The organism is Ideonella sp. FW305-24, from assembly GCF_058788035.1.
Map to the genome: position 1 here is coordinate 263,154 of NZ_JBYTAI010000003.1, position 23,814 is coordinate 286,967.

Here is a 23,814-nt window from a genome sequence, read left to right on the forward strand (position 1 = left end):
AACGTACCGTTCAGCGCGGACCACTCACACGCGCCAGTGATGCAGCGCCTGGCCACTCAACGGGGCAATAGCGACCGCAGCGCGTGCCGTAGCTCTATCACCATTCAGGCGGGCAGCTCGCGAGTGTCTCGCTGGTGATCAAGGGGGTCTCGTAGGTCAAGAACTGAGCCTTTGCGGTGTTCTTACCCGTCGCAGCCTCGTAAAGGGCTTTGGCGGCGAGGCGGCCAATTGTCCCTGGACGGGTGCAAACCGACCCATCAAAAACACCACTGCGAACAGCCTCGTTGCCCAAGGCGGACCCCCCGCCAGTGGCAATCAGGCGGGTCTTTGCGCCTGCCGCCTGGATGGCGCGAGCGCAGCCAAGCGCCATGTCATCGGCATGACTGAATAGCAGGTCCAGCTTGGGATTGGCCTTCAGCATTTCACTGCAGACGGCCTCTCCTTTGGCGGGAGACCAGTCCGTGGCGCGAGAAGCGACGATCTTGTAAGGAATGCCGGACTTGTCCAGCGCCTTTCGGAATCCTTCATTGCGCTGGGTAACTGCGGAAAAGCCAGCTGCCCCCTCCACCACGCCGATGGTGCCCGCATGGTCGTGCGGCAGCAACTTCACCGCCAGTTCACCGGCCCGTTCCCCGGCCACGACGTCATCCGTGGCGACAAACGCCGTGAGCTTCTCGTACACGTACTTGGGGCCCTTTTTCGGATCTCCGACCTGAGACGCTGCAGCCACAAAGGGGATGTTGTGACCGGCTGCATCATCCACCCATTGCACAGCCTGCCCGGCGTCGGCAACGATCGCAGCGATGCCATCGACCTTGTACCCGACCATGTCCTCAATGGCGTGTGCCTGCCGCTCCACATTGGAGCGTGGATTGAGGATGATGGCTTTGCAGCCCAGCTCGACACAGGCCTTCTTGAAGCCGCTCGCCACGGCGGCGTCATAGGGATATTGGGTGTTATTGGCAACGTAGACAAGCGTGATGTCCTTGGCGGTTGCTGAATGGGTTGCGATGGCCGCTGAAAACGCGACCAAGACAGAAGGCAGAATTTGGCGATACTTGATCATGTTGATCTCGCGTAACGTGGGCTCGGCCGATCAAGCGCGGACGCGCTTGATGACTGCGCATGCTGTTAGGGATGGCTCGGCCGCGCTTCAAACGGCGATGCGGAAAACTGCAACCGCTTGCACCAAGGCTGCTGCCTCGTGACTCAGGCTTTCTGCAGCTGCGGCGGATTCCTCCACAAGAGAGGAGTTTTGCTGCGTGGACGTATCCATCGAGTTGATTGCCTCGCCAACCTGTGCGACACCGGTTCGCTGCACTGCACTGGCGACATTGATTTCGCTCATGAGCGACGTGACATTGCGAATCGACGTCACCACCTCTTCCATGGTGCCGCCTGCGCGTGCCACCAACGCTGTACCACGTTCGACCTGCTCCACGCTGGCAGAAATGAGACCGCGGATCTGTCGCGCCGCGTCGGCGCTTCGACCCGCCAAGGAACGCACTTCGCTTGCTACCACCGCAAACCCTCGCCCCTGTTCCCCCGCACGGGCCGCTTCGACGGCGGCATTGAGCGCCAAGATATTGGTTTGGAAAGCAATGCCATCAATGACGCCGATGATCTCCCCTATCTTGCGGCTGCCGTCATTGATCACGCGCATGGTGTCCACGACCTCGGCGACCACTTCGCCGCCTCTGGCGGCCACCTCGGAGGCATCGCGGGCAAGATGATCGGCGCGTTCCGCTGCCGTGGCGTTGCGGCGGACGTTCGCGCCGAGTTCCTCCATCGTGGCCGCCGTCTGCTGCAAAGCGCTTGCCTGGCGCTCCGTGCGCTGGCTCAAGTCAAGGTTGCCCTGGGCGATCTCAGAACTGGCATTTGCCACACTGTCACTGCCATCGCGAACCCGCCGCACCACATCAGTCAGGCGAAGGTTCATGTCCCTCAGGGCCGACATCAACTGGCCGACCTCGTCTGATCCCGTGACCTCGACCTCCGTCCTCAGATCTCCCTCCGCCACGTGCCGTGCGACCTGTACCGCTTTGGCCAGAGAATGTGACGTACTGCGCGCGATGGCCACGAGCATGAGCGCTGCCAAAGCTGCGACTCCCGCCATCAACGCGATGGTCCAACTCATGGTCACCCGCGATCGAGACTGCTGTTGAGCCAGCAGTGCATTGATCACGTTGAATGACTGCGTGATCATGGTGAACTGTGCATCAATCAGAATTGTGGTCTCGCCGAAGTATTCGGCCGACGTACCTGAGGGCAATCGTTGCTGCAGAAATGTCTGGTCGATCACCGAGCCCATTACCTGGGCCGAGCCCAAAGCCGAACCGGCCACTTCTTTGAGCGCGCTGTTGTCTGCTGACAAAGATCGGGCGACACGCTGGAAGTCCACACGAACAGCGTCCAGTTGGAACAGCATTTGATCGAGTTGCAGCGACAGAGTGGCTTGATCGGCGCCACTGACCCCCCGATGCGACAAGGCGCTGGCACTGACGGCCTGCATTCTGCTCATGCGCTCGGTAAGTGCGGGAAGAGACAGAAGCGCCATCTGCGCAAGATGCAGCGTCTCGCCCTCACGATCCAATCCTATTCGTGACACGTCCGCCACCCGCCCCAGCAATGCCAACTCCGAGGCTGCCAAGGCTGCATGCTGATCCAGGCTGGTGGAGGGATCGATCGAGCCGGTTGCGGCAGCCTGTCGCAAGGGCATCCATTCACTCGCCACCTTTTCTGCGGCACCCGTGAACTCATCAGAACGGACACGCAGGCGATCTAAAGCCGCATCCACCTCCGCAGCCTTGCCTTTGAGCGCAGCAACTTGTCCTTCATCACCCGCCTGGGCCATGGCCGCAATGGTTCGGTGCTGCTGCGTCAAACGCAGCAATTGCAGCACGGATTGAGCCTCGCTGAGACCTTCGCGTTGAGCCGCAACCAGCCGCTCCTCGTTGGCCAGGTTGGTCATGATCAACGCCGTCGGTACTGCCGCCATGAGCACCGCGCAACCACCAATCAAGGCAAACTTTCGACGGATTGGCCAACGATTGAGGATGTCTGCAAAAGTTGTCGCTCGCATGCGTATGGCCTTGTAGTGATGGGTTGCGAATTTGTCTCGATAGAGCAAGCATTCTTCGTCCACCGCCCACTTCACTTGAGCAGATAAAGGCTCACTACCAGCCCCAATTCAAGATCACGTGCTGTATTTGGCGCACGAAGTGCGACATCGCACGCACACGGCCAGTGATGAGCACGCAGTCAAGCGAATCTCTAGCAGCCTTGTGCAACCCTGGCCGAGAAGAATCGAGAGACCACCGGCGCGCGTCAAGCTACTTGGGCCAGCGCAACGCAGGCGCTGGCAGCGCCCGAGGAGGCGCGCGCGAGCCCCTCGCAGACCAAGGAAGACAGGCGTCGCATCAAAGAACTCGAGCGCGATGTGCGTCGCAAGGACAAGGCCCTGGCGGAGACGGCAGCACTGCTGGTGCTCTCAAAAAAATGCGAGGCGATCTTCAAAAGGAACACGCAGGGCGAGGACGAATGATCGGCCTCGAAGATCGCCAGGAACATGCCCGAGACATCGAAGTGGCCCGCAAGGCGGGCGCGCGGTTGCACCAGGCCTGCGGGATTGTCGGCATCACGGCACGCACGCTGCAGCGCTGGAAGGCGCACCAAGGCCTGGAATCGGGTGATGGCAGACCAAACGTCGTGCGGCCGATGCCCAGCCACGCGCTGAGCGAAGCCGAGCGCGCGCGGATCCTGAGCGTGGCCAACGAGCCGCGCTTTGCCGACCTGCCGCCCGCGCGCATCGTGCCAACGCTGGCCGACGAGGGCGTTTACATCGCCAGCGAGTCGACTTTCCAGCGCGTGCCGCATGCGCAGGGGCAGACGCGCCACCGCGGCCGTGCCAAGGCTCCCCGCAAGAGCCGTCCGCCGACCACGCACATCGGCGCCGCGCCAGTTGTGGTGCTGGGACATGGCCTCCCCGCATCGAGGTTCCGAAGACGATGGCGGCGGACTTGCGACACAAGGTCAAGCAACTGACGACGCGGCAGACACTGCACTGGTCGCTCGACGACTTGCTTCAGAAGCTCAACCCCATCCTGCGTGGCTGGGCGCACTTCTACTGCTATTGCACCGGCGCGAAAGACATCCTGCGCGACCTTGACTGGTACGTGAGGGACCGTGTGTGGCGCTGGATGCGGAAGAAGCACCCCGACGCCTCTGTGCGGTGGCTGCTCCGACATCGGCGACTGAGCCGGCACCGCCCGACGCGGCGGGTATGGCAAGGCGACCGGCATGAGCAGTACCAAATGGGCTGGCTGAAGGTGCAGCGCTACAAGCGCTGATGGATGACCCCTCCCGACTTCACCGTGGTTCCTGGAGAGCCGGATGCATAGCGAAAGGTACACGTCCGGTTCGGTGAGGAGGCACGCGAAACTGCCGGTCGCAAGATCGGCGCGGCGCGCGTGCTCTACTCAACCATTCCTGCCCACGGAAGTCGCCGGCCGCTGGTTCATCCTGTACCTGATCCTAGACGTGTACAGCCGCAAGATCGTAGGCTTTGAGGTGCACGAAGACGACCACTCGGACCATGCAGCGCGCCTGGTGCAGCGCACTGCGCTGCAGGCCATCCACGCGATGCCTCGCGAACAAAGGCCTGTGCTGCATGGCGACAACGGCGCCACGCTCAAGGCCACCATGGTGCTGGCGATGCTGTGGTGGCTGGGGGTGAAGCCTTCGTACTCGCGGCCGCGCGTGAGCGACGACAACGCCTTCGTCGAAAGCCTGTCCCGCACCGCAAAGTACCGGCCAGAGTTCCCCGCTGCGGGCTTCGCCAAGCTCGGCACGGCGCGCGAGTTCGTGCATTGGTACAACCACGATCACAGGCACAGCGGCATCCGCTATGTCAGCCCGGCGCAGCGCCATGAGGGATGCGACGTTGCGATCCTCGCGGCCCGGCACGAGGTCTATCAGCAGGCTCGCGAGCGCAACCCGTCGCGGTGGCCAGGCAACACGCGCGACTGGTCGCACATCAAGGCTGTCACCCTCAACCCGGAACGCGACTCAGTCGTCGCCGCGGCATCTCGCCGCGAACCTATTCACCCGCCGGCTGCTTGACCGAGGCAACAAGTAGCTTGTCGCGCACGGCAGGCTCGCCAGAAAAATAACGGGCTGCGCTCAGGGCTGCAGCTTGCCGATGCCACTTTGCAAGATCTGGACCAGCAGTGTGCTGCGGGTCTGCTGGGCCACCGTGAGCCTGCGGCTGCCGGCGCGCGAGGTGTCGGCGGTGACGACGTCGGGCAGGCCGTCCTGGTTCAGGTCGACTGCGGCCACTGCGTGCGGTTCGTCAGTGCCGGTCACGAAGTTGGCCTGGATGAAGCTGGGGTTGTCACTGCCGGCTGCGCTGCGGTTGAGCAGGACGCCGATGGCGCCATCGGTGGTATTGCCCAAGCCCAGGTAGCTCACCAGCACGTCGGGGCGGCCGTCCAGGTCCATGTCGGCCACGGCCACGCCATAGGGGACGCCGCCGATCTCGCGCACGTTGGCGACGAAGCTCGGCGTGGTGGCGCCAACCGGGGTGCGGTTGACCAGCAGCGCCCAGGTGCTGCCGGCGGTGCCGTTGTTGTTCACGGTGACGATGTCCAGCTTGCCGTCGCCGTCGACGTCCAGCGTGGCCATGTCGGAGGCAGGCTCGACGGTTTCGAAGGTGATCGCCGGGGCGAAGCTGATCTGCGACGAGCCCGCGGGTGTGGTGTTGAGCAGGATGGCGACAGTGGCGTGCGTGGCGTTGTAGTGGTTGCCCAGCGCGATGTCCGGCTTGCCGTCGCCGTTGAAGTCGCCGGTCACAACGGTCTGCGGGGATGAGAACTTGCTGTCGGTGTCGGCTGCGAAGCCCAGGGGCGCGTCCAGCGCCACGATAGTCTCGTCGCGCTTGGTCAGGTTGCGGAAGACGATGGCGCGGTTGCTGTTGGCTTTTGAGCGGGAACCGAAGCCGGCACCGACGATGTCGATCTTGCCGTCGCCATCGAAGTCGGCACAGGCCATCTGGTTCATGTAGCCCCAGGGCAGAGAGACCACGTCGGTGCGCACGAAGCTCAGCGCGCCGGGCTGCGAAGTGTTCATCTGCGCCGTGAACTGGTTGGTCCCGGCAACGGCGGCCACCAAGTCCGGCAGGCCGTCGCCGTTGAGGTCGCAGGCCACGGGCTTGTTCGGTGCCGAGACCATGCCCAGCGCCACGGGGGCGGCCAGCACCGGCGCAGTGGTGGCGCCGGCGGTGGTGTTGTTGAGCATCACGTCCAAGGTGCCAGCGGTGTAATTGGCCAGCACCAGGTCCGGCTTGCCGTCGCCGTCCAGGTCGGCACTGGCCATGCCGTAGATGTACTCGCCGATGGTGGCCAGCGGCGTGGTGGTCGCCAGCGCCAGCGTGTCCAGGCTGCCGGCGGTCTCGATGGCCTGGTCCAGCTGCAGCGTGAACTTGCCCAGCTTGCGGTGCTTGGCGTCCTTGCCCAGCACCTGTACCGGCACCGAGACGCTGGTGGCGCCGGCCGGAATGGTGGCGATGCCGCTGGTGGGCCAATAGTCCTTGCCGGCCTTGGCCGAGCCGTCCACGGTCTGGTAATGCACGCTGACGGCATTCGTGGTGTCGCCCTGGCGCACGATCTTCATCGGCAGCACGGTGGGCTGGTCACCCAGCGTGACGGCGGCGTTCTTGCCGTTCAGGGTGGCGGCGGACTGGGCATGGGCCGAATCGCCCAGGGCGAACAAGGCCAGCGCGGCGACCAGCAACTGGACGGAGGGCAGAAGGCGGAAACTGGCAACAACGGCGGGCACGGGCAAACTCCTAGCGGACGGGCTTCTGGGATGTGGGGGATGCTCGGGCAAGTGACCCGGGCCCCGCCTGGTGGCGGTTGGAAGGCAGCGGGTGATCTGCAGCCTTGACGCGAAGATAGGCGCCGCCGGCAGGCAAGTCCTGCCCAACTGATGACTAAACCATGACTGAAGGGGCTCAGGTCCGCAACGAGATGCTCGGAGATTCTAAGAGCAGCGCAGCAGGCGGGATGCGCGCGGCGGTGACGCGGCATCCGTGGCTTCATTCCGTCAGACCGGTTGAGGCGTGATCCGTCCAATTTCCATAGCTGATCGAATCGACGTTGTGCTACAGCCGAGCGAGTAGTCGCCGAGCGGCTGCCAACTCACCCAGCCAGCCGCATCGGCGAGTTACTGCCGCATCGCTGGGCGCCCGCTTCCTGAATTGCCGAGCGAGCCGCATACCCAAAGGTAACTTGGCCGGACGCTTAGCTTGCATCGAACAATGGCCGCAATGGCAATTCCAGCACCTGATTCCGGAGGTCTTCAGCCGCCATATCGTGGACTTCGAAGCGGTGCGACCGGCCGCGACAACGGCGCCGGGCAGATGGCCACCACGGGGCTGTATGGGATCGGGTCGCAATAAATTTCATTCGTGTTCATCTCAACTGGCGATGACCAGTGCATCAACTGCGCGCAGTCCTCGGCCGTGCGCACCGACGATCACCGGATTGATCTCGAACTCTCGTATGGCCAAGGCCGAGAGGAACTGATCACCAAAGGCAACCGCAGCATTCACCAATGCATCGATATCGGCCTGAGGCTTGCCACGGAACCCTTGGAGAAGCGTCCACAGCTTGAGTTTGCGCAGCGCGGCGCGCACCTGCTCGTGCGTGGTAGGAAGGGCCAGGTGCGCCACGTCGCGGTAAAGCTCGATGGACACGCCGCCGGAGCCCAGCGACATGACCGGACCGAAATCCGTCTCTCGCAGGCACGACACCACCACCTCGACGCCCTCGCTCACCATCTCTTGAACCAAGATGCCGGCTTGCGGCTTGCCCATCCGCACGCGGAAGTCGGCCGCGAGGCGATCAACCTCGTCGAGCGACCTCACCTTCAGCTTCACAAGACCCAGCTCGGTCTTGTGCTCGGACTCCGACGGCAGCACCTTGACCACCAGCGGAAGCACCATGGCCTGGCAGGCCTGCGCAGCCCGATCTTCCGGGCGCAGGATGGTCCAGCCGACGGGTGTGACGCCGCCGTCTTGGCAAAAATGCATGGTGTCGGCCCAGCCGTGAGGAACCGAACGCGTGGCCGACGGAACGCGGCTTCGCGCTTTGGGAAGCGACCGGAAGTGCGCACGCTGATACAGCCAAGATAGGGCTTGCATGGTAATCAGCGGATCGGCAGCCAGCAGGACGCCCGCCTCTCGGAAGGCGCGTCGCGTGTCCGGCTCCAAGGTCTCGCCAACAAAGCTCACGATGACCGGCAGTTGACCGCCCAGTGCCTTGAACACCTCGGCGTCTTCCTGCAGATACTTGCGTCCGCTGCTGGCGTACTGCACGACGATGGCTTCGGTTCGCGGATCAACTGCGATTGCCTCGCAAGTGTCTCGGAACAGGTTCGCGACCGTGTTGATCTGGCCCGTCAGGTCGATTGGGTTGACCTTGCGGGCGAAAGCGGGCAACAGCGCATCAAGGCGGGCTGCCGTGTCCGGGCTGAACTCGCTCAAGGCGACGCCGAATTGGCTGCTGTGATCCGCCAGCAGCGCCCCCGCCCCGCCGGATGAGCTGAGCACGGAGACACCACCCTTGGCATCACCGCTCACCCTCGGACTGGCGATGAATGCCAGCGCCTCGACGGCGAGCAACATCTCGATCAGGCTGTTCACAAGTATCACGCCAGCATGCGCCAGTACATCCACGTACACCGCGTGCGAGGAAGCGATCTTGCCGGTGTGCGAGGCGGTCGCCTGCTGCCCGATGGTGGAACGGCCCGCCTTCAAAACGACAATCTGAACATCCCGCAAACGCGCCTTCTCTGCGATGGCAATGATGCGGTGAGCATCGTTCAGACCTTCAATGTAGAGCGCGACGACGCGCACATCGTCCTGCTCGACCACCCAGTCGAGCGTGTCGAGTGCATCGAGGCAGGTCTCGTTGCCCACGCTGACCATGTAGGAGCACCCCATGCCGCTGCGCTGCAACGAGTTGCCAATTGCGCCCGCCAGCGCTCCGCTCTGGCTCACCACTGCAATCGGCGCATGCAGCACAGTGTCGAGGTTCTGCAGCGCAGGGCTGTAGGTCAGCATGCTGCGATGACGCACTGACCAGATGCCCTGACAGTTGGGCCCCATCACGGTGACGCCATGCTCGGCAGCTTCCTTGGCCAGCCGCAGCGCATGTCCCCTGCCTGCTTCCGTCTCTTCAAATCCAGCACTGAAGACGATCGCATTGCGAATGCCCCTGGCGCCGCACTCCGCGATGATGCCGGGCACCGTTTGCGCCGGTGTGATGATCAGCGCGACGTCGGGCGCTTCGGGCAATTCCGCAAGTGACTTGAATGCCTCGAGGCCCTCTACCTCTGCATGGGTCGGGCTGACCGGGTAGACACGCCCGGCAAACCCGTGCTTGAGCACGACGCGCACGAGCGAGTTGCGCGGACTGCCACGCTGAGGTGAGGCACCCACGATGGCCACGCTTTGTGGCCGAAAGAGGGTATCGAGCGCTTTGATTTCGTTCATCTTCTTCTCTCGTCTCGTTATGAAGGGATTGCGGCAACCGCAACCTCCGGACTCAACCTGCCGAAACTGTCGTCACAGCTCGCACCAACTTCAGTCGCTGCCGCCAAGCTTCAACTTACGCTCGTCGACCACGCGCTTGAGTAAGCTGAATTCGGTGTTGATTTCAGCCGCGTACTGTTCCGGCGTCCCGCCAACCACCACGGCGCCGGTTTGTTCGATCCCTTGCCGAACCGATGGGTCTTCCAACGCGGCGCGGACTGCCGCATTGATCTTATTAACCACCTCGGGAGGCATCCCCTTGGGGCCGACGATTCCGAAGGCGGACATGCGATTCATCTCCTTCAGTCCGACCTCCGCGAAGGTCGGGACTTCCGGAAGGCTGCTCAATCGCGTGGGCGACGCCACCACGAGCGGACGCAGCTTGCCACCCTTGATGAATTGCAGTGCCGAGGGAAGTGCGTCCATGACAATCTGGACTTGGCCACTGACCGTGTCATTCAGCGCGGGTGCCGCACCTCGGTAGGGGATGTGCGTAATGAACACACCCGTCATGCGCTTGAACGTCTCCATCTGGAGGTGGCTGATGCCACCCATACCGGATGAGGCATATGAATACGCAGCCGGCTTTCGCTTCAGCTCCGCCACGAACCCAGCGAAGTCGGTCGCAGGAAAGTCAGGGTGTACCGCGATGACCGTGGGCGTCGCGGCAACATCGACAATCGGGGTCATGTCACCAGGGCCATACGGTGAGCCTGGATTGATGGCCGGATTGGCCGCTGTCGTCGAGGGAGTCGCCATGGCCAGCGCGTAGCCATCGGGTGGTGACCGCAGGACGCCTTGTGTCCCGGTCGTACCCCCACCACCAGGACGGTTGTCGATCACGATGGCCTGCCCGAGGATGCGCCCGACGGCAGGTGCGACCACCCGGGCCGCCAGGTCTGTCGATCCGCCGGGCGCAAACGGCACAACCAAACGGATCGGCTTATTCGGGAAGTTCTGGGCAAGTGCAGAAGTGCCGAAAGCCGCCAATGCACAGGTCACAAGCCAGCGCGCAGATCTGTTCATGTTTTGTCTCCTTGGTCCAGCCGACCAAAGCGATTCTCGGAAAGCATGCGTTGGTGGTCGAGTCGACTTTTCTGCTCATCGCGGTAAGTTCGGCTGATGTGAGGCCGGCCGGATGGCTTGGTACCGCCCATCCGCAATGGGCACGATGCAGTTCTAGGCGCGGTAGGTGTTCATCCGGCAGGCCTGGGTTTTCGCGTGCGCTGAGTCTCACCACGCCGCATTCAGTACCTCCAGCAGCGAATCCACGTCCTTGACGGGCCGCGCATTGCGGCTGACGAACCAGTCGGACATCGCCGCATCGGCAATCAGCTTAAGGTCGTTCGAACCGAGCCCGAGTTCCCGGAGGGCGCGCGGCCTGGGCACCCGAGCGAACAGCGCCTCGACGCGCTCGATGGCCGACTGCTCGGGCGTGGCACCGGGAATTTCCGCAAGCGCGTGCCGCACGGCCTGCGAGCGTGCAGCGGTCACCGGCGCGTTGAAGCGCATGGTGTGCGGCAGCAAGATGGCGTTGACGGTGCCATTGGCGACATGGCAGCGTTTGCCGATCGCATGCGCCAACACGGAGGCGAGCCCGGCGCCGCCTTGCTCCGTGCCACGCCCGCAAAGCACAGCAGCGACCACGAGCGTCTCGCGAGCCGAGGTGTCCCCCGCCACGCCGATGTCCGCCAGGCCCTTGCTCGCAAGCCGCAAGGCCTGCATCAAAAAGGCCTCGGAGATCGGATCGCACTGTGGCGACTCAAGCGCCTCCACGGCATTGGCCAAGGCGTTCAAGGTGGCGCTGCGCACCAGGTGGTCCGGGGCCGTCTGCACGAACTGCGGATGGATGAAGATGCCTCGGGCGCGGGTCTTGGGATCGAACATGGCCAGCCGCTGGCCATCGGCGTCGTGCACCGCGGTGCCAGCCTTCGCGAAGGCTGTGCTCGGCGTTGTCGGCACCACCAGAAGCGGGAGCTTGACTGCGTTCAGCCGCGGGCTTTCGAACTTGCCATCGGCCGCTCGGCGTGTGCACAACTCGGCGAGCGGCCGCTTCTCGCCGGCTAGGATGGCTGCAGCGCGTGCCGTCACCGCGGCCGAGCCGCCACCGACGGCTATGATTGCGTCGGCCTGCACTTGCTCCAGCAAAGTGGCCGCCTCTTCGACACCCGAAACCGGACTGTGCTCGCGCGCAGACGTCGATACGCCGGCGAGCAACGGCCCGAGCGCCTCGCGCAGCAGTTCCAGTTCGGCACTTCCGCCCATGGTCTTGCCACAAACGACCACCGCGCGCCGGCAGCCGAGGCGGGCGAGTTCCTGCTTCAATGCCGCCAGGCTCTCGCTGCCGTGTGTGACACGCAGTTCGGCTGACACGTGCTGATACGACAGGGTCATGGACATTGAGCGCGTCAAGGCACGCCGGTTGGATTGAAAGGGAAGCGGCCGATGCGCCCTCGCCTTAAAGCGCGCGCGTCAGCTCAGGCACCGCGGCGAACAGGTCCGCTTCGAGCCCGTAGTCCGCGATGCTGAAGATCGGTGCCTCGGGGTCCTTGTTGATGGCAACGATGACCTTGCTGTCTTTCATGCCGGCCAAATGCTGGATCGCACCGCTGATGCCACAGGCGATGTACAGGGTCGGCGCGACGATCTTGCCGGTCTGCCCTACCTGCCAGTCGTTCGGTGCATAGCCTGAATCCACCGCGGCGCGGCTGGCGCCGAGCGCGGCACCGAGCTTGTCGGCAAGCGGCGTGAGCACCTCCGCGAATTTGTCGTTGCTGCCGAGCGCGCGGCCGCCCGAGACGATGACCTTGGCGGCGGTCAGTTCGGGACGGTCCAGCTTGACGATCTGCGCACCGGCAAAGACACTGCGTCCGCTGTCCGCCACCGCGTCAATCTTCTCGATGGCGGCACTGCCGCCTTCGCTCGCCGGCTCGAAAGCTGTGGTGCGCACGGTGACGACCTTGATCGCATCGATGCTCTGCACGGTCGCGATCGCATTGCCGGCGTAGATCGGCCGCTCGAAGGTGTTGGCGGAGATGACCTGGGTGGCGTCGCTGATCTGCGCGACGTCCAGCAGCGCGGCCACGCGCGGGGCCACATTCTTGCCTTGCGCCGTGGCAGCGAACACGAGATGGCTGTAACTGCGCGCGATCTGCAGCACCTGCGCGGCCACGTTTTCGGCGAGCTGCTCAGCCAGGCTCGGGCCGTCGGCGAGCAGCACTCTGGCCACCCCCCGGAGCTTGGCCGCGGCATGCGCGACGCTTTCGGCATCTGCGCCAGCAATCAGCACATGAACCTCGCCCCCACATTGCAATGCCGCTGTGACAGCGTTCAACGTCGCACCCTTCAAGCTGCGGTGGTCATGTTCGGCAATGACAAGCGCACTCATCTCAAACCACCTTCGCTTCGTTCTTGAGTTTGGCCACCAAAGTGCCCACGTCCGGGACCTTGATGCCGGCGCCGCGCTTGAGCGGCTCGGCAACACGCAGCGTCTTGAGGCGAGGTGCCACGTCCACGCCGAGGTCAGCGGGCGTTAGTGTTTCAAGCGGCTTCTTCTTTGCCTTCATGATGTTGGGCAACGTGACGTAGCGGGGCTCGTTCAACCGCAGATCGGTGGTGACGACTGCCGGCAACTGGAGCTTGAGGGTCTCGAAGCCGCCATCGACTTCGCGCGTGACCGCTACGAGCTGGCCGCTCAGCTCAACCCGGGACGCGAAGGTGGCCTGCGGCATGCCGGCCAGCGCCGCCAGCATCTGGCCGGTCTGGTTGGAGTCGTCGTCGATGGCTTGCTTGCCGAGGATCACGAGGCCGGGCTGCTCTCGGTCAACCAACGCCTTCAGGATCTTGGCCACGGCCAGCGGCTGCAGTTCCTCAGTCGTCTGGACCAGGATCGCGCGATCCGCGCCGATGGCCAACGCCGTGCGCAGCGTCTCCTGGCACTGGGCGACGCCGCACGACACCACGATGACCTCGGTGACGGTGCCCTTCTCCTTCAATCTCACCGCCTCTTCGACGGCAATCTCATCGAAGGGGTTCATCGACATCTTCACATTGGCGATGTCCACGCCGGTGCCATCGGACTTCACGCGGACTTTCACGTTGTAGTCGACGACGCGCTTGACTGCGACCAATGCCTTCATGGCGTGATTACTTTCTTGCTGGGCATCTTGTGGGGTGTGGTGCTCAAATCGTCCAGCTGACCATGCGCATCTCGCACATCTCATGAACAGCGTACTTCGGGCCCTCGCGCCCAAAGCCAGAATCCTTCGTGCCGCCGTAGGGCATCAGATCGACGCGCGAACTCGAGGTCTCATTGATGTGCACACCACCGACCTGCAGGCGCCGCACGGCCTTCATGGCCACATCCAGGCGGTTCGTGAAGAATCCGGTCGCCAAGCCATAGGGCGTTGAGTTCACGCGCACGATGGCCTCATCGATCGAATCGAATGGCTCGATCGACATGACCGGCCCAAACACTTCCTGGCAGCTGACCTCGCAGTCCCGGCTGACATCGGCCAGCAAGGTTGGCGGCACCACCGCGCCTTCCCGACGCCCGCCGGCCAGGACCCTCGCGCCCTGGCTCTCAGCCCGTTGAATCCATCCATCAATGCGCTCAGCCGACGCAACGCTGATCACCGGGCCGACCTGTGTCTTCGGATCGCGCGGGTCGCCGTGCGCCATGGCCTTGACCGCGGCAGCCAGCCTCTTCTCTACCTCTGCGTAGCAACTGCGCTCGACGAGCAGATTCTGGATCGAGGTGCACACCTGACCCGACTTTCGGTACGCAGCACCGACGATCTTTGGGATCGCCACGTCCAGGTTGGCATCAGCGCACAGCACCGTGAAGGCGATGCTGCCCAACTCCATCTGCGTTCTGCGAAGGCCTGCGCGTTGCTGGATCTCGCGGCCCACCTCGGTACTGCCGGTGAAAGCGAAGAAGCGAATGGCCGGCTCGTCAATCAGCCAGTTGGCGACTTTTGCACCGCCGTGCACGATACCGATCAGGCCCTTCGGCAAACCCGCATCCAGCAGCACCTGCGCCAACAAGGTGGCAGTCTGCGGCGTACTGCTCGAAGGCTTGACGACAACCGCATTGCCGGCGGCCAAGGCCGGCGCCACCTTGTGGGCAACTGTGTTGACAGGCGCATTGAAGGGCGTGATGGCACAGATCACGCCCAGCGGCACCGGGATCGTGAACCCCAGCCGCCCGGACTGCAGCGGAGCTCCTTCGAGCGGGATCATCTCCCCGGTCAGGCGCCGCGCCTCTTCGGCCGACAGTCGGAAAGTCTGGATGCAGCGGCGCACTTCGCCTTGGGCATCACTGATCGCGAAGCCGGCTTCAGCGCAGATCACCGCGACGAAGCGCTCGCTGTCCTGCTCAATCAGGGTCGCAGCCCGGTCCAGGATAGCTCCGCGCTCATGGGCCGTCAGAGACGACGCTTCATAGGCAGCCTGGGCGACGGCCACGGCCTGACGCACCTGCGCCTGCGAAGCAAGGTGCAGATGGGCGCAGGGCGTGAGCAGGAACTTGTCCAGTACATCCGCCTGCTCGGTGCCATCAAGCCATTCGCCGCCAATCAGCATGCGAACCTCGGCGACATTTGACGAAGGCTTGTTCATCGATTCATCCTCTGTGTGTGTTTTCTCGCAGGGAAGCTGCAGGCTGGCCTGCAGCCCAACTCGGCCCCAACAATGCAATCAAGTTCCGGTGAAGACGGGCTCGCGCCTTGCGGCAGCGGCCTCCACGCCTTCCTTGTAGTCATTCGTTTCACGCAGCCAGTTCTGCTCGAAGGCCTCGCGCTCGGTGGCCGCGCGGAAGGCGAGGATCAGCTCCGCGTTCAGCGCCTCGCGCGTGGCCTGCACCGACAATGGCGCCGCCTTGACGATCTCGCGCGCCATCTCGATGGCAGCGCTGCGCACCTGATCCTGGGCAACGAGTCGGTCAGCCAGCCCCATCTCGAAGGCTGCCTCGCCGGTGATGCGCTCGCCCGTCAACATCAGCCAGCGCGCCTTCTGGTGACCCACCAACCGAGGCAAGGTGAACGTCAACCCGAAGCCGGGGAAAAAACCAATGGCTGCGAAGTTGGCGGCGAACCTCGCCTCCTTGCAGGTGACGCGGAAGTCGGGGAAGACCGCGAGGCCAAGGCCGGCGCCAATGGCAGCGCCCTGCACTGCCGCAATAATCGGCTTGCGTGTGGATATCAGGCGTCTAGCCTCCTTGTACGGGTGGCGCTTGGCCGGCAAGAACTTTTCGCCGCGTGCTTCCACTTCGAGCCGCTGCTTGAGGTTGCCGCCGGCGCAGAAATGCTTGCCGGCCGCCGCCAACACGACAGCCCGGCACTGCGTGTCGCGGTCCAGTTCCTCCAGGACAGTGGCCAGGTTGCCGAGCAACTCAACGTCCAGGAAATTGTTCGGCGGACGCTGCATCTCGATGATGGCGACGTGCCCATCCATCTCGACACCGATGTCGTCAAAGCCCATGTTGTTCCTCTTCACGAAGGGTGAGTCGCGCGACGCCAAAAAAAAGTGGCTACCTCGTCGAAGCCGCCACGTCGGTCTGCCGCATGTCGCGCAGGCCTGTCTTGCCGTGATGCCGATCAGCCACCTTGTAGCCCAGCGCGTCCTCGGCAATGATGACCTTCTGGACGTTGGCGGAGCCTTCGCCGTTGTAGAGCATGTCGGCATACACGCGGTACCAGGACACGCGATATTCGCGGGCCAGGCCATAGCCACCGAAGATCTGCTGTGCCCTGTCGGCACACATCTTGGCTGTCTGCGAGGCGTGGTATTTCGCGATCGATGCGATGCGATTGGACGGCTGGTCGTTGTCCATCGACCAAGCAGCGCGGTACACCAAGCCGCGGCTGGCCTCAATGGCAGTGGCCATTTCGGCAATCGAGTCCTGGATCATCTGGTACCTGCCAAGCGGTTGCTGACGCACCGTGCGCTCGTTGGCATAACGGGTGGCTTCCTCGAAGCAGGCCTGCGCCAAACCGAGACACTTGGCCGCCACGTTGAGCCGGCCCGGCTGCAACGCACGCATGATGATCTTCGCCCCTTCACCTTCCTCGCCGAGCCTGTTCTCCACGGGCACGATGAAGTCGTCGAGGAATACGGCGTTGGTTCGGAAGGCCTTGGACATGCCCAGGAGGTCGATCGGTTGAGCCTTGAAGCCGGGATATTTTTTCGGCTCGACGATGAAGGCAGTGACGCCCTTGGCACCCGCATCGCGATCTGTCTTGGCCATCAGGATGCCCACATCCGTCTCGTTGGCGATCGATGCCCACATCTTCTGCCCGTTGATCCGATAGACGTCGCCATCGCGCTTGGCGAAGGTCTTCATCGCGATCAGCGCATCCGAGCCGCTGTCTGTTTCGGACAAGGACATCATTCCGATGGTCTTGCCTGCAAGAAGATTGGGCACGTACCTCTGCACCTGCTCGGGCGTGCCCGCCAGGTAGATTGCCGATGGGCAGGTACCACCCTGCTGGTTATTGCACGAAGTGAAGCGGACTTCTTGACGCGACATTTCCTCGATGATCACCACCGCCGCCATGTAGCCCATGTCGCTGCCGCCGACCGACTCCGGAAACACGGCGCCATACAAACCGGCCTCGCCGGCCTTGCGGATCAATTCGCGCGGGAACTCCTGGCGCTGCTCGAAGCCCTCCATCACGGGGACCACTTCGTTGGCCATGAAGCGCGCGACCATGTCGCGGACGGCCTCGATCTCTGGGGTAAGTGCGAAATCCATCGGAACGTTCCTTTGCTGTTGACTCGATTTTTTCTGCCGCCGGAACAGGCTCAAGCCTCGGGGCGCCGCCGGTACATCAGCGTCGTCTTCATCGTCTGCGCCACCGTGCCGTCCTGCTTGACGATGCGGCGATCGAAGGCCACCACACCACGGTCAGGCTTGCTGGTCTCCTTCTTGTGCGCGACGCGGGCGACGAGGTGGATCGTGTCGCCGTGTTTCACAGGGCTAACCAGCCGCCACTCATCCACGCCGAGCAGTGCGAGGATGGTTCCCTCGTTCACACCAGCGGCATGCCACAGGCCGCCGGCGATCGCGTAGACCAGTGGTCCGTGCGCAATCGGCTCACCAAACGGCGTCTGTTTGCAGTACTCGAAGTTGGTGTGGATCTCGTTGAAGTCACCCGAAATGCAGGCGAAGTTCACGATGTCCGTGCTGGTGACGGTGCGCGAGGGCGTCACATATTCGGCGCCGACCTCGAAGTCTTCAAAGTACTTGCCGCGTGGGTGGTGGGTGGTGGTCACGATGCTGCCTGTGTTCAAACCGGGTTCAACCGGGGGTGCTGCCGAGAATCAGCGAGCAGTGCGAGGACAAGATCCCGCCTTCGTTGTGCACCAACGCAATTTCGGCGCCCTCGACCTGACGTGGACCGAGCCCCCCGCGCAATTGCCGGACGACCTCGACGATGCCCAAGATGGCACCCGCCGCGCCCGCGTGGGCGTGCGATAGCATCCCGCCATTGGTGTTGACCGGCAACTTGCCACCAATGCGCGCGTGGCCGCCCTGGAAGAAGGCGCCGCCCTCACCGGGTGCGCAGAAGCCGAGCTCCTCGAGCTCGATGATCGGTACGATGGTGAAACAGTCGTAGAGCTGGGCCAGGTCGACGTCCTGCGGCTCAATGCCGGCCATCTGGTAGGCGCTTCGGCCCGACTCGCGTGCGCCAAAGTTCATCAGGTCCGGCGCGCACATCACGTGCTCGTGGGTGTGCATCTCGCCAATGCCTAGCAAGTAGGCCGGCTTGTGCTTCATGTCGCGAGCCCGCTCGGCCGACGTCACGACAAACGCGCCTGCAGCATCGGAGATGATGCAGCAGTCGAGCATGCACAACGGGTCGGCGATCGGCTTGGACGCCAGCACCTGCTCAATCGTCAACGGCGCCTTCATCTGCGCGTCTGGGTGCAGACCCGCATGCGCACGCGTGTTCACGGCCACGCAGGCCAACTGCTCGCGTGTCGTGCCGTACTCGAACATGTGGCGCTGCGCCACCATGGCGTAGAAGCCCGGTATCGACCCGCCATAGGGCTTCTCGAACTGCGGATGGCCGACATTGGTGAGCACCGCGATGGCCGCTTCGCGCCCGAGGCCGGTGGCGCGGTTCTCGCCAGCACAAACCAGCACCGTCTCGGCCGTTCCGGAGGCAATCGCCTGGGCCGCGTGGCGCAGCATGATGCCGGGGCTGGCGCCGCCGGCCACCATCGAGGTGCACATGCGCGGCCGCATGCCCATGTACTCGCACAGCGACGCGCCGAGCATGGTGTAACTCTCGGTGAACGAGTAGGCTGTGAGCAGCCCGTCGACGTCCGCAGGCCGCAAGCCCGCATCGTCGAGCGCTCGCTTGCAGGCCTGTGCGTTCAGCCCCAGGCCCGACAGGTGAGGCACCTTGCCGATGTCGGACTCGCCGACACCGACGATTGCCACCTTGTTCTTGAGTGTCATGCTGCCTGCCCGTGATCGGTGGAGCCGAGCCGCTCGAACTGCGGAATCAGCGCCTCGTCACCGCGACGCTCGAACGTCACTTTGACGCGGTCTCCAATCGCGGTATCCAGCGCGTTGCTTCCCACGACGTTTGCAAACATGCGCGGGCCTTCGTCGAGGTCGATCAATGCGATCACATAGGGCACGAGCGCCGCGAAATCGGGGGTCGGCGCGCGGCGCACGATGCTCAGGCTGTACACGGTGCCAAGCCCGCAGCAGTCGACCCACACCAGTTGGTCAGACCAGCAGAATGGGCACTGGCCGCGGGGCATGAAGTGCCGCTGACCGCAGGCCTGACAAGATCGCACCGTCAGACGCAGCTCGCGCGCGGCAGCCCAGTACGCACGTGAATCGGCGTTGGGTTCCGGCTTGGGCAATGGAAGGGGCTGCTGCATGACGTTCATTCGAGTCCCAGTGAATTCATGCCACCCAAGGCTTGCCGAAAGCGGGTTCCTTGAAAGGCGTTGGCGGCAATTGCCAAGTGCCTGTGGACGGGGGCCGGACCTCGGCGTCAATGTGCACGTCAATGACGCAAGGTCGCCGATTGCGCAGTGCCAGGGCCACGGCGTCGCCAAGGTCTTCGCTGCGCGTCACTGTCATGCCATCGGCGCCACAGGCGCGCGCCCAGGCCGCGAAGTCGGGGTTGTAGCGCTCACCACCCGGCCCCTGTGCGCCCTTGTAAAAGGCGGTACCGTGCTCACGCCCGCCAAACATGCCGTACTGGATGTCGCGGATCGCGCCCCAGGCGAAGTTGTTCCAGACGATCCACACGCAAGGCAGGTTGTGCTCGACCGCGGTACAAACGACGTACGGCGTCATCGTGAAGCCTCCGTCGCCAACGACGGCCACGCAGGGGCGATCAGGCGCGGCGAGTTGCGCACCGAGCACGCCGCACACACCGAACCCCATTGACGAATAGCCCCAACTGTTGAGCATGCTCTGTGGCCGGCGTGGCTTCCAGAACTGCATGAACCAGTTGTGGTGGACACCCGAGTCGAGCGAAAGGATCACATCGTCTGGCAGCACCTTTTGCAGCGTATCGACGACGAACTCCGGCCGGATCGGCGTGGTAATGGCAGAGAAGTTTGGGCGAATGAATCGCTCCCACTCGCCCACCCAGCCGCCCACCTGCTCCAGCCAACCTGCGTACTTGCCAGCAGGGATGTCGCCGGCCTCGTTCACTGCCGCCAGCAATTGCTCGCAGAACACCTTGCAATCGGCCACCAGACCGAGCGTCGGCGGATAGTTGCGCCCGAGTTCCTGTGGATCGATGTCAACGTGAACGAGCTTGGTCTTTGGAAAATTCCACGAATAGCCCGGCTGCCAGCTGGAGGAGGAGCGATCGTCGAAGCGTGTGCCGACGGTGATGATCAGATCGGCGTGGCGACCAGCCTGGTTGGCCGGATACGCGCCGTTGCGGCCGATGAAGCCGAGTGTGTGCAGATCGTCCGCCGGCACGCAGCCCATGCCATTCGGCGACGTGATGACCGGCACCCCCAAGCGCTTGGACAGTGCGGTGAGTGCCGGGCCAGCTTCCGACAGCGTGACGCCGTGACCGATGAAGAACACCGGGCGCTGCGCCGCTCTCAGCAGCCCAACCACGCTTGCAACGTCCGCCGGCGAAGCCGCGGGGCGGTGCGCCCCGAGCACATGCGACGGTGGCGGCACCCCCACATCCGCCTCTTCCTGGTAGAGGTTGTAAGGCACGTCGAGGTTTACCGGGCCAGGCCGCCCTGTGACCATGGTGTCGAACGCCTGGCGCAGCGCCAGCGGCAACATGTCCACGCGCGAGGGCTGAAAGCTGCGCTTGACCACCGGCTTCAGCACCGACGGAAAATCGGCTTGGTTGTGGGCATAGAGCTCCTGAAATGGCGCTCGGTTCATCTGCGAGGTCGGTACGTTTGACGTGATCGCGAGGAACGCCGATGAGTCCGAAAGCGCAGTCGCGAGCGACATCACCATGTTGGCGGAGCCGGGACCTGTCGACGTGAGCGTGGCGACTGGGCTGTGCTTCACTCGGAAATAGGCGTCGGCCATGTGGCCTGCGCACTGCTCGTGCCGTGGTGATATCAACGTGACCTTGTCACGCACGTCGTACAGCGCGTCGAGCATGCCAACGTTGCCGTGACCACAGATGCCGAACACGAATGGCACCTTCTGCTGCACCAGATACCCTGCGATGACTTCGCTGCCCTTCATGACCATGCCTACCTTCGCTGTTTGCGGTGTTCGGGACCTCGTGATGTTTGAGCCACCCGAGGGAATTGCACTTTGCCGAGTCGCGATTGCAGTGTCCAGACAGTTCTTCTTATGCAGGTAGCCACTCTTGCTTACCGGCCGTAGAGCGGTCAGAAGGGCTTACCAAGTGGGGCAGTGAATGCGACCGACAGACGACTAGTCCAACGCCACAATCAAGTTGGAGACCACCATGCCACTGACCACGCCCGCCATGCGCCACGAAGTTCATCACCGAGCGATTGACATGAGGGCTTTCGCGCGCGTTGACGGGCTGTTTGATGTAGAGGCGAGGCTGATCGATCGCAAGCCGTTCCCATTTCTGCGCGCCAGCTCCCCCGTTCCAACACCTGGGGGCGAGCCGCTGCACGACCTGTGGATACGCGTCACTGTCGACCGAGAGTTCGTGGTTCGCGACATAGAAGCGTCTTCCGACGCAACGCCTTGGCCGCTCTGCAGGGAAGCCGAGGGAACATTGAAAGTACTCGTCGGTGAGCGCATCGCGCGCGGTTGGTCGGCTAAGGTCAAGGAACGGTTGCGTGGCGCGGCCGGATGCACGCATCTGATGGAGATGCTCGTCACGCTCGGCACCACAGCGCTGCAAGGCATCCGTGGTGTCGATACGAATCGGGAACTCGCTGCGCGTTGGAAGATCGACACCTGCTACGCCTATGGGCGCGAACGATCAGTGGCAAAGATGCTCTGGCCCAGTCACCACCGGCCGTCGGCCGAGTCATGAGCTTCAGGGCATCTTCAAGCACCAGTCGATCGATGGCATTGCAGCGCTGCCTGCTGGCCCCCATGGCACTGGTGTTCATGGTCTTCGGGATGACCGGGCTCGCGATGCCGGTGCTGCCCGTGCACGTGCACCAAACGCTCGGCATGAGCTCGTTCGTCGTCGGGCTGGTCTCGGGCAGCCAGTTCGCCGCATCGTTGCTGTCGCGCCTCTGGTCAGGACATTTGTGTGATCGGCACGGGCCGAACATGGCGGCTCACATCGGGCTGCTCGCAGCCTCCGCATCCGGCCTCCTGTACCTGCTGTCACTGCAGTTCATGGCATCTCCCGATATCTCACTGGCAGTGCTGCTGCTCGGACGTGCGCTGCTCGGTGGCGCGGAGAGCTTCTTGGTGACAGGCGCGCTCTCGTGGGTAGTCTGTTTGGCGAAGCCGAGCGAATCCGGCCGCGTGATGGCGTGGATCGGCATTGCCATGTACACGGCGTTCGCGATCGGCGCGCCGATCGGTGCGGCGCTTTACGCATCCATGGGGTACACCGCAATTGCGGTCGCGACGTTTGTTGTGCCGACTTTGGCATTGCCGCTGCTGCACCGCGTTCCAGTGCACGTTACGCCAGCGCCGCGTGCGCCCCAGAGCAGTGCCAAGACCTTGCGTGCAGTCTGGAGACCGGGCCTCGGGCTGGCTTTGAGCAGCCTCGGGTTCTCCGCCATCACGACCTTCATCACGCTGTTGTTCGCCAGTCGTAGCTGGTCGCCAATTTGGGCCGGATTCAGCGCTTTCGCAGTTGCTTTCGTCGCAGCGTGGATCGCGGGCGGTCGCCTCCCTGACCGCTTCGGCGGCGCCCGCGTGGCGCTGTTCAGCTTGCCGCTCGAAGGGCTCGGACTGACGGTGGTCGCAGGAGCGAATACCCCGCTGGCGGCCGTGTTCGGCGCAGCGATGGTGGGCCTTGGCTACTCACTCGTCTTTCCCGGCTTCGGACTCGAAGTTGTGCGGCAGGCACCGGCCGGCCACCGCGCACTGGCACTGGGCAGCTACACGGCCTGCCTCGACCTGGCGCTTGGCTTGGCCGGGCCCGCGCTGGGCCTGCTGGCTGACAAGACGGGGCTCGCTGCGGTGTTCGCAGCGAGTGCACCGACGGTGCTGCTTGCAGCAGCCGTGGCTCTTGTCCTGATGCGACGGCCCAAAGCGGGCATCAATGAATCGCCGAGAAAGGCGATGCCATGAAACGAAGAAGTACCCACATCGGGCTGGTGGTACTCAGCCTCCCGCTGCCGTCAATCGCTCGGCCGCAACCGGCCCAACCAGCCACCCGGAGACTGCCATGCTGATGCACATCACTTTCGGCGAGACGGTCATTGCGGCAACGCTGGACGACCACCCTACGGCGAATGATTTCCGCTCGCTTCTTCCGCTCGCGGTGACGCTCGAAGACCATGCCAGCACAGAAAAGATCACCTACCTGCCGCGCAAGCTGTCGACTGCCGGCGCGCCGGACGGCGTCACGCCACTCCCAGGCGATCTGGCGTACTACGCGCCCTGGGGCAGCCTTGCAATCTTCTACCGGAAATTCCGCTACTCGCCTGGCTTGATCCGTCTCGGACGCATCACGTCGCCACTGGAGGCATTGCGCTTCACAGGCAGGATGCAAGCTGGACTGGCAATGGCCGCGGAATGAGACCTCGAAGCCGCCTGCACGCGACCAGCGCGCGGGGGCCGGCAGCCGGGCACACTGGAGCCACAAACG

The 23,814-nt window shown here is 63.7% G+C and carries 19 protein-coding genes and 2 pseudogenes; 6 read left to right on the top strand and 15 right to left on the bottom strand.

The features are described 5' to 3' along the window. Nucleotides 1–97 precede the first annotated feature (97 nt). Nucleotides 98–1,066, bottom strand: a complete 969-nt coding sequence (locus tag AC3WR5_RS10110) for a sugar ABC transporter substrate-binding protein (protein ID WP_492484021.1) — start codon at nt 1,064–1,066, stop codon at nt 98–100. An 87-nt stretch (nt 1,067–1,153) separates the two neighbouring features. Continuing rightward, entirely contained in the window at nt 1,154–3,145 is a 1,992-nt protein-coding gene (locus AC3WR5_RS10115) for a methyl-accepting chemotaxis protein (protein ID WP_492484023.1), read from the bottom strand. 198 nt (nt 3,146–3,343) lie between these two features. Between AC3WR5_RS10115 and AC3WR5_RS10120 the strand changes: the two are divergent. The 3 genes and pseudogenes from AC3WR5_RS10120 to AC3WR5_RS10130 form a co-directional block, all read left to right on the top strand. Beyond that, a pseudogene (locus tag AC3WR5_RS10120) lies at nt 3,344–3,979 on the top strand (transposase family protein); the annotation flags it as partial. A 40-nt stretch (nt 3,980–4,019) separates the two neighbouring features. Further along, nucleotides 4,020–4,349: a group II intron maturase-specific domain-containing protein gene (locus AC3WR5_RS10125; protein WP_492484580.1), complete on the top strand. Its 330-nt coding sequence runs from the start codon at nt 4,020–4,022 to the stop codon at nt 4,347–4,349. 136 nt (nt 4,350–4,485) lie between these two features. Further along, a pseudogene (locus AC3WR5_RS10130) lies at nt 4,486–5,121 on the top strand (transposase); the annotation flags it as partial. A gap of 60 nt (nt 5,122–5,181) precedes the next feature. Here the strand turns inward: AC3WR5_RS10130 and AC3WR5_RS10135 are convergent. The 13 genes from AC3WR5_RS10135 to AC3WR5_RS10195 all read right to left on the bottom strand — a co-directional run bounded on the left by AC3WR5_RS10135 (nt 5,182) and on the right by AC3WR5_RS10195 (nt 21,296). Beyond that, a complete protein-coding gene (locus tag AC3WR5_RS10135) occupies nt 5,182–6,834 on the bottom strand; it encodes an FG-GAP-like repeat-containing protein (RefSeq protein WP_492484025.1) in 1,653 nt (550 codons plus the stop codon). Between the two features lie 640 nt (nt 6,835–7,474). After that, nucleotides 7,475–9,553, bottom strand: coding sequence for an acetate--CoA ligase family protein (locus tag AC3WR5_RS10140; protein WP_492484027.1), 2,079 nt, complete (start codon nt 9,551–9,553; stop codon nt 7,475–7,477). A gap of 90 nt (nt 9,554–9,643) precedes the next feature. Further along, complete coding sequence (locus AC3WR5_RS10145; protein ID WP_492484029.1) at nt 9,644–10,618, bottom strand: Bug family tripartite tricarboxylate transporter substrate binding protein; 975 nt, start codon at nt 10,616–10,618, stop codon at nt 9,644–9,646. A 207-nt stretch (nt 10,619–10,825) separates the two neighbouring features. After that, nucleotides 10,826–11,992, bottom strand: coding sequence for an iron-containing alcohol dehydrogenase family protein (locus AC3WR5_RS10150; RefSeq protein ID WP_492484031.1), 1,167 nt, complete (start codon nt 11,990–11,992; stop codon nt 10,826–10,828). Nucleotides 11,993–12,050: 58 nt separating this feature from the next. Continuing rightward, a complete protein-coding gene (locus AC3WR5_RS10155) occupies nt 12,051–12,980 on the bottom strand; it encodes an electron transfer flavoprotein subunit alpha/FixB family protein (protein WP_492484583.1) in 930 nt (309 codons plus the stop codon). A gap of 1 nt (nt 12,981) precedes the next feature. Then, a complete protein-coding gene (locus tag AC3WR5_RS10160) occupies nt 12,982–13,731 on the bottom strand; it encodes an electron transfer flavoprotein subunit beta/FixA family protein (protein ID WP_492484033.1) in 750 nt (249 codons plus the stop codon). A 43-nt stretch (nt 13,732–13,774) separates the two neighbouring features. After that, entirely contained in the window at nt 13,775–15,211 is a 1,437-nt protein-coding gene (locus AC3WR5_RS10165; RefSeq protein ID WP_492484035.1) for an aldehyde dehydrogenase family protein, read from the bottom strand. 78 nt (nt 15,212–15,289) lie between these two features. Beyond that, on the bottom strand, nt 15,290–16,072 hold the full coding sequence (locus tag AC3WR5_RS10170; protein WP_492484037.1) for an enoyl-CoA hydratase/isomerase family protein: 783 nt from the start codon (nt 16,070–16,072) through the stop codon (nt 15,290–15,292). Nucleotides 16,073–16,121: 49 nt separating this feature from the next. Further along, nucleotides 16,122–17,345: an acyl-CoA dehydrogenase family protein gene (locus AC3WR5_RS10175; protein WP_492484039.1), complete on the bottom strand. Its 1,224-nt coding sequence runs from the start codon at nt 17,343–17,345 to the stop codon at nt 16,122–16,124. A 50-nt stretch (nt 17,346–17,395) separates the two neighbouring features. Then, entirely contained in the window at nt 17,396–17,866 is a 471-nt protein-coding gene (locus AC3WR5_RS10180; protein WP_492484041.1) for a MaoC/PaaZ C-terminal domain-containing protein, read from the bottom strand. A 25-nt stretch (nt 17,867–17,891) separates the two neighbouring features. Further along, nucleotides 17,892–19,058 (bottom strand): thiolase C-terminal domain-containing protein, encoded by a 1,167-nt coding sequence (locus tag AC3WR5_RS10185; protein ID WP_492484043.1) that lies wholly within the window; start codon nt 19,056–19,058, stop codon nt 17,892–17,894. Further along, nucleotides 19,055–19,501 (bottom strand): Zn-ribbon domain-containing OB-fold protein, encoded by a 447-nt coding sequence (locus AC3WR5_RS10190; RefSeq protein WP_492484045.1) that lies wholly within the window; start codon nt 19,499–19,501, stop codon nt 19,055–19,057. Before AC3WR5_RS10190 ends, AC3WR5_RS10185 begins: the two co-directional genes overlap by 4 nt. Before the next feature lie 16 nt (nt 19,502–19,517). Continuing rightward, nucleotides 19,518–21,296 (bottom strand): thiamine pyrophosphate-binding protein, encoded by a 1,779-nt coding sequence (locus AC3WR5_RS10195; RefSeq protein ID WP_492484046.1) that lies wholly within the window; start codon nt 21,294–21,296, stop codon nt 19,518–19,520. 229 nt (nt 21,297–21,525) lie between these two features. Between AC3WR5_RS10195 and AC3WR5_RS10200 the strand changes: the two genes are divergently transcribed. The 3 genes from AC3WR5_RS10200 to AC3WR5_RS10210 all read left to right on the top strand — a co-directional run bounded on the left by AC3WR5_RS10200 (nt 21,526) and on the right by AC3WR5_RS10210 (nt 23,745). Continuing rightward, the gene (locus AC3WR5_RS10200) at nt 21,526–22,071 is read left to right on the top strand and encodes a DUF2889 domain-containing protein (protein WP_492484047.1); all 546 of its coding nucleotides are present in this window, start codon (nt 21,526–21,528) and stop codon (nt 22,069–22,071) included. Continuing rightward, the gene (locus tag AC3WR5_RS10205) at nt 22,068–23,294 is read left to right on the top strand and encodes an arabinose transporter (RefSeq protein ID WP_492484048.1); all 1,227 of its coding nucleotides are present in this window, start codon (nt 22,068–22,070) and stop codon (nt 23,292–23,294) included. Before AC3WR5_RS10200 ends, AC3WR5_RS10205 begins: the two co-directional genes overlap by 4 nt. 97 nt (nt 23,295–23,391) lie before the next feature. Continuing rightward, nucleotides 23,392–23,745 (top strand): cyclophilin-like fold protein, encoded by a 354-nt coding sequence (locus AC3WR5_RS10210; protein ID WP_492484049.1) that lies wholly within the window; start codon nt 23,392–23,394, stop codon nt 23,743–23,745. Nucleotides 23,746–23,814: the final 69 nt, after the last annotated feature.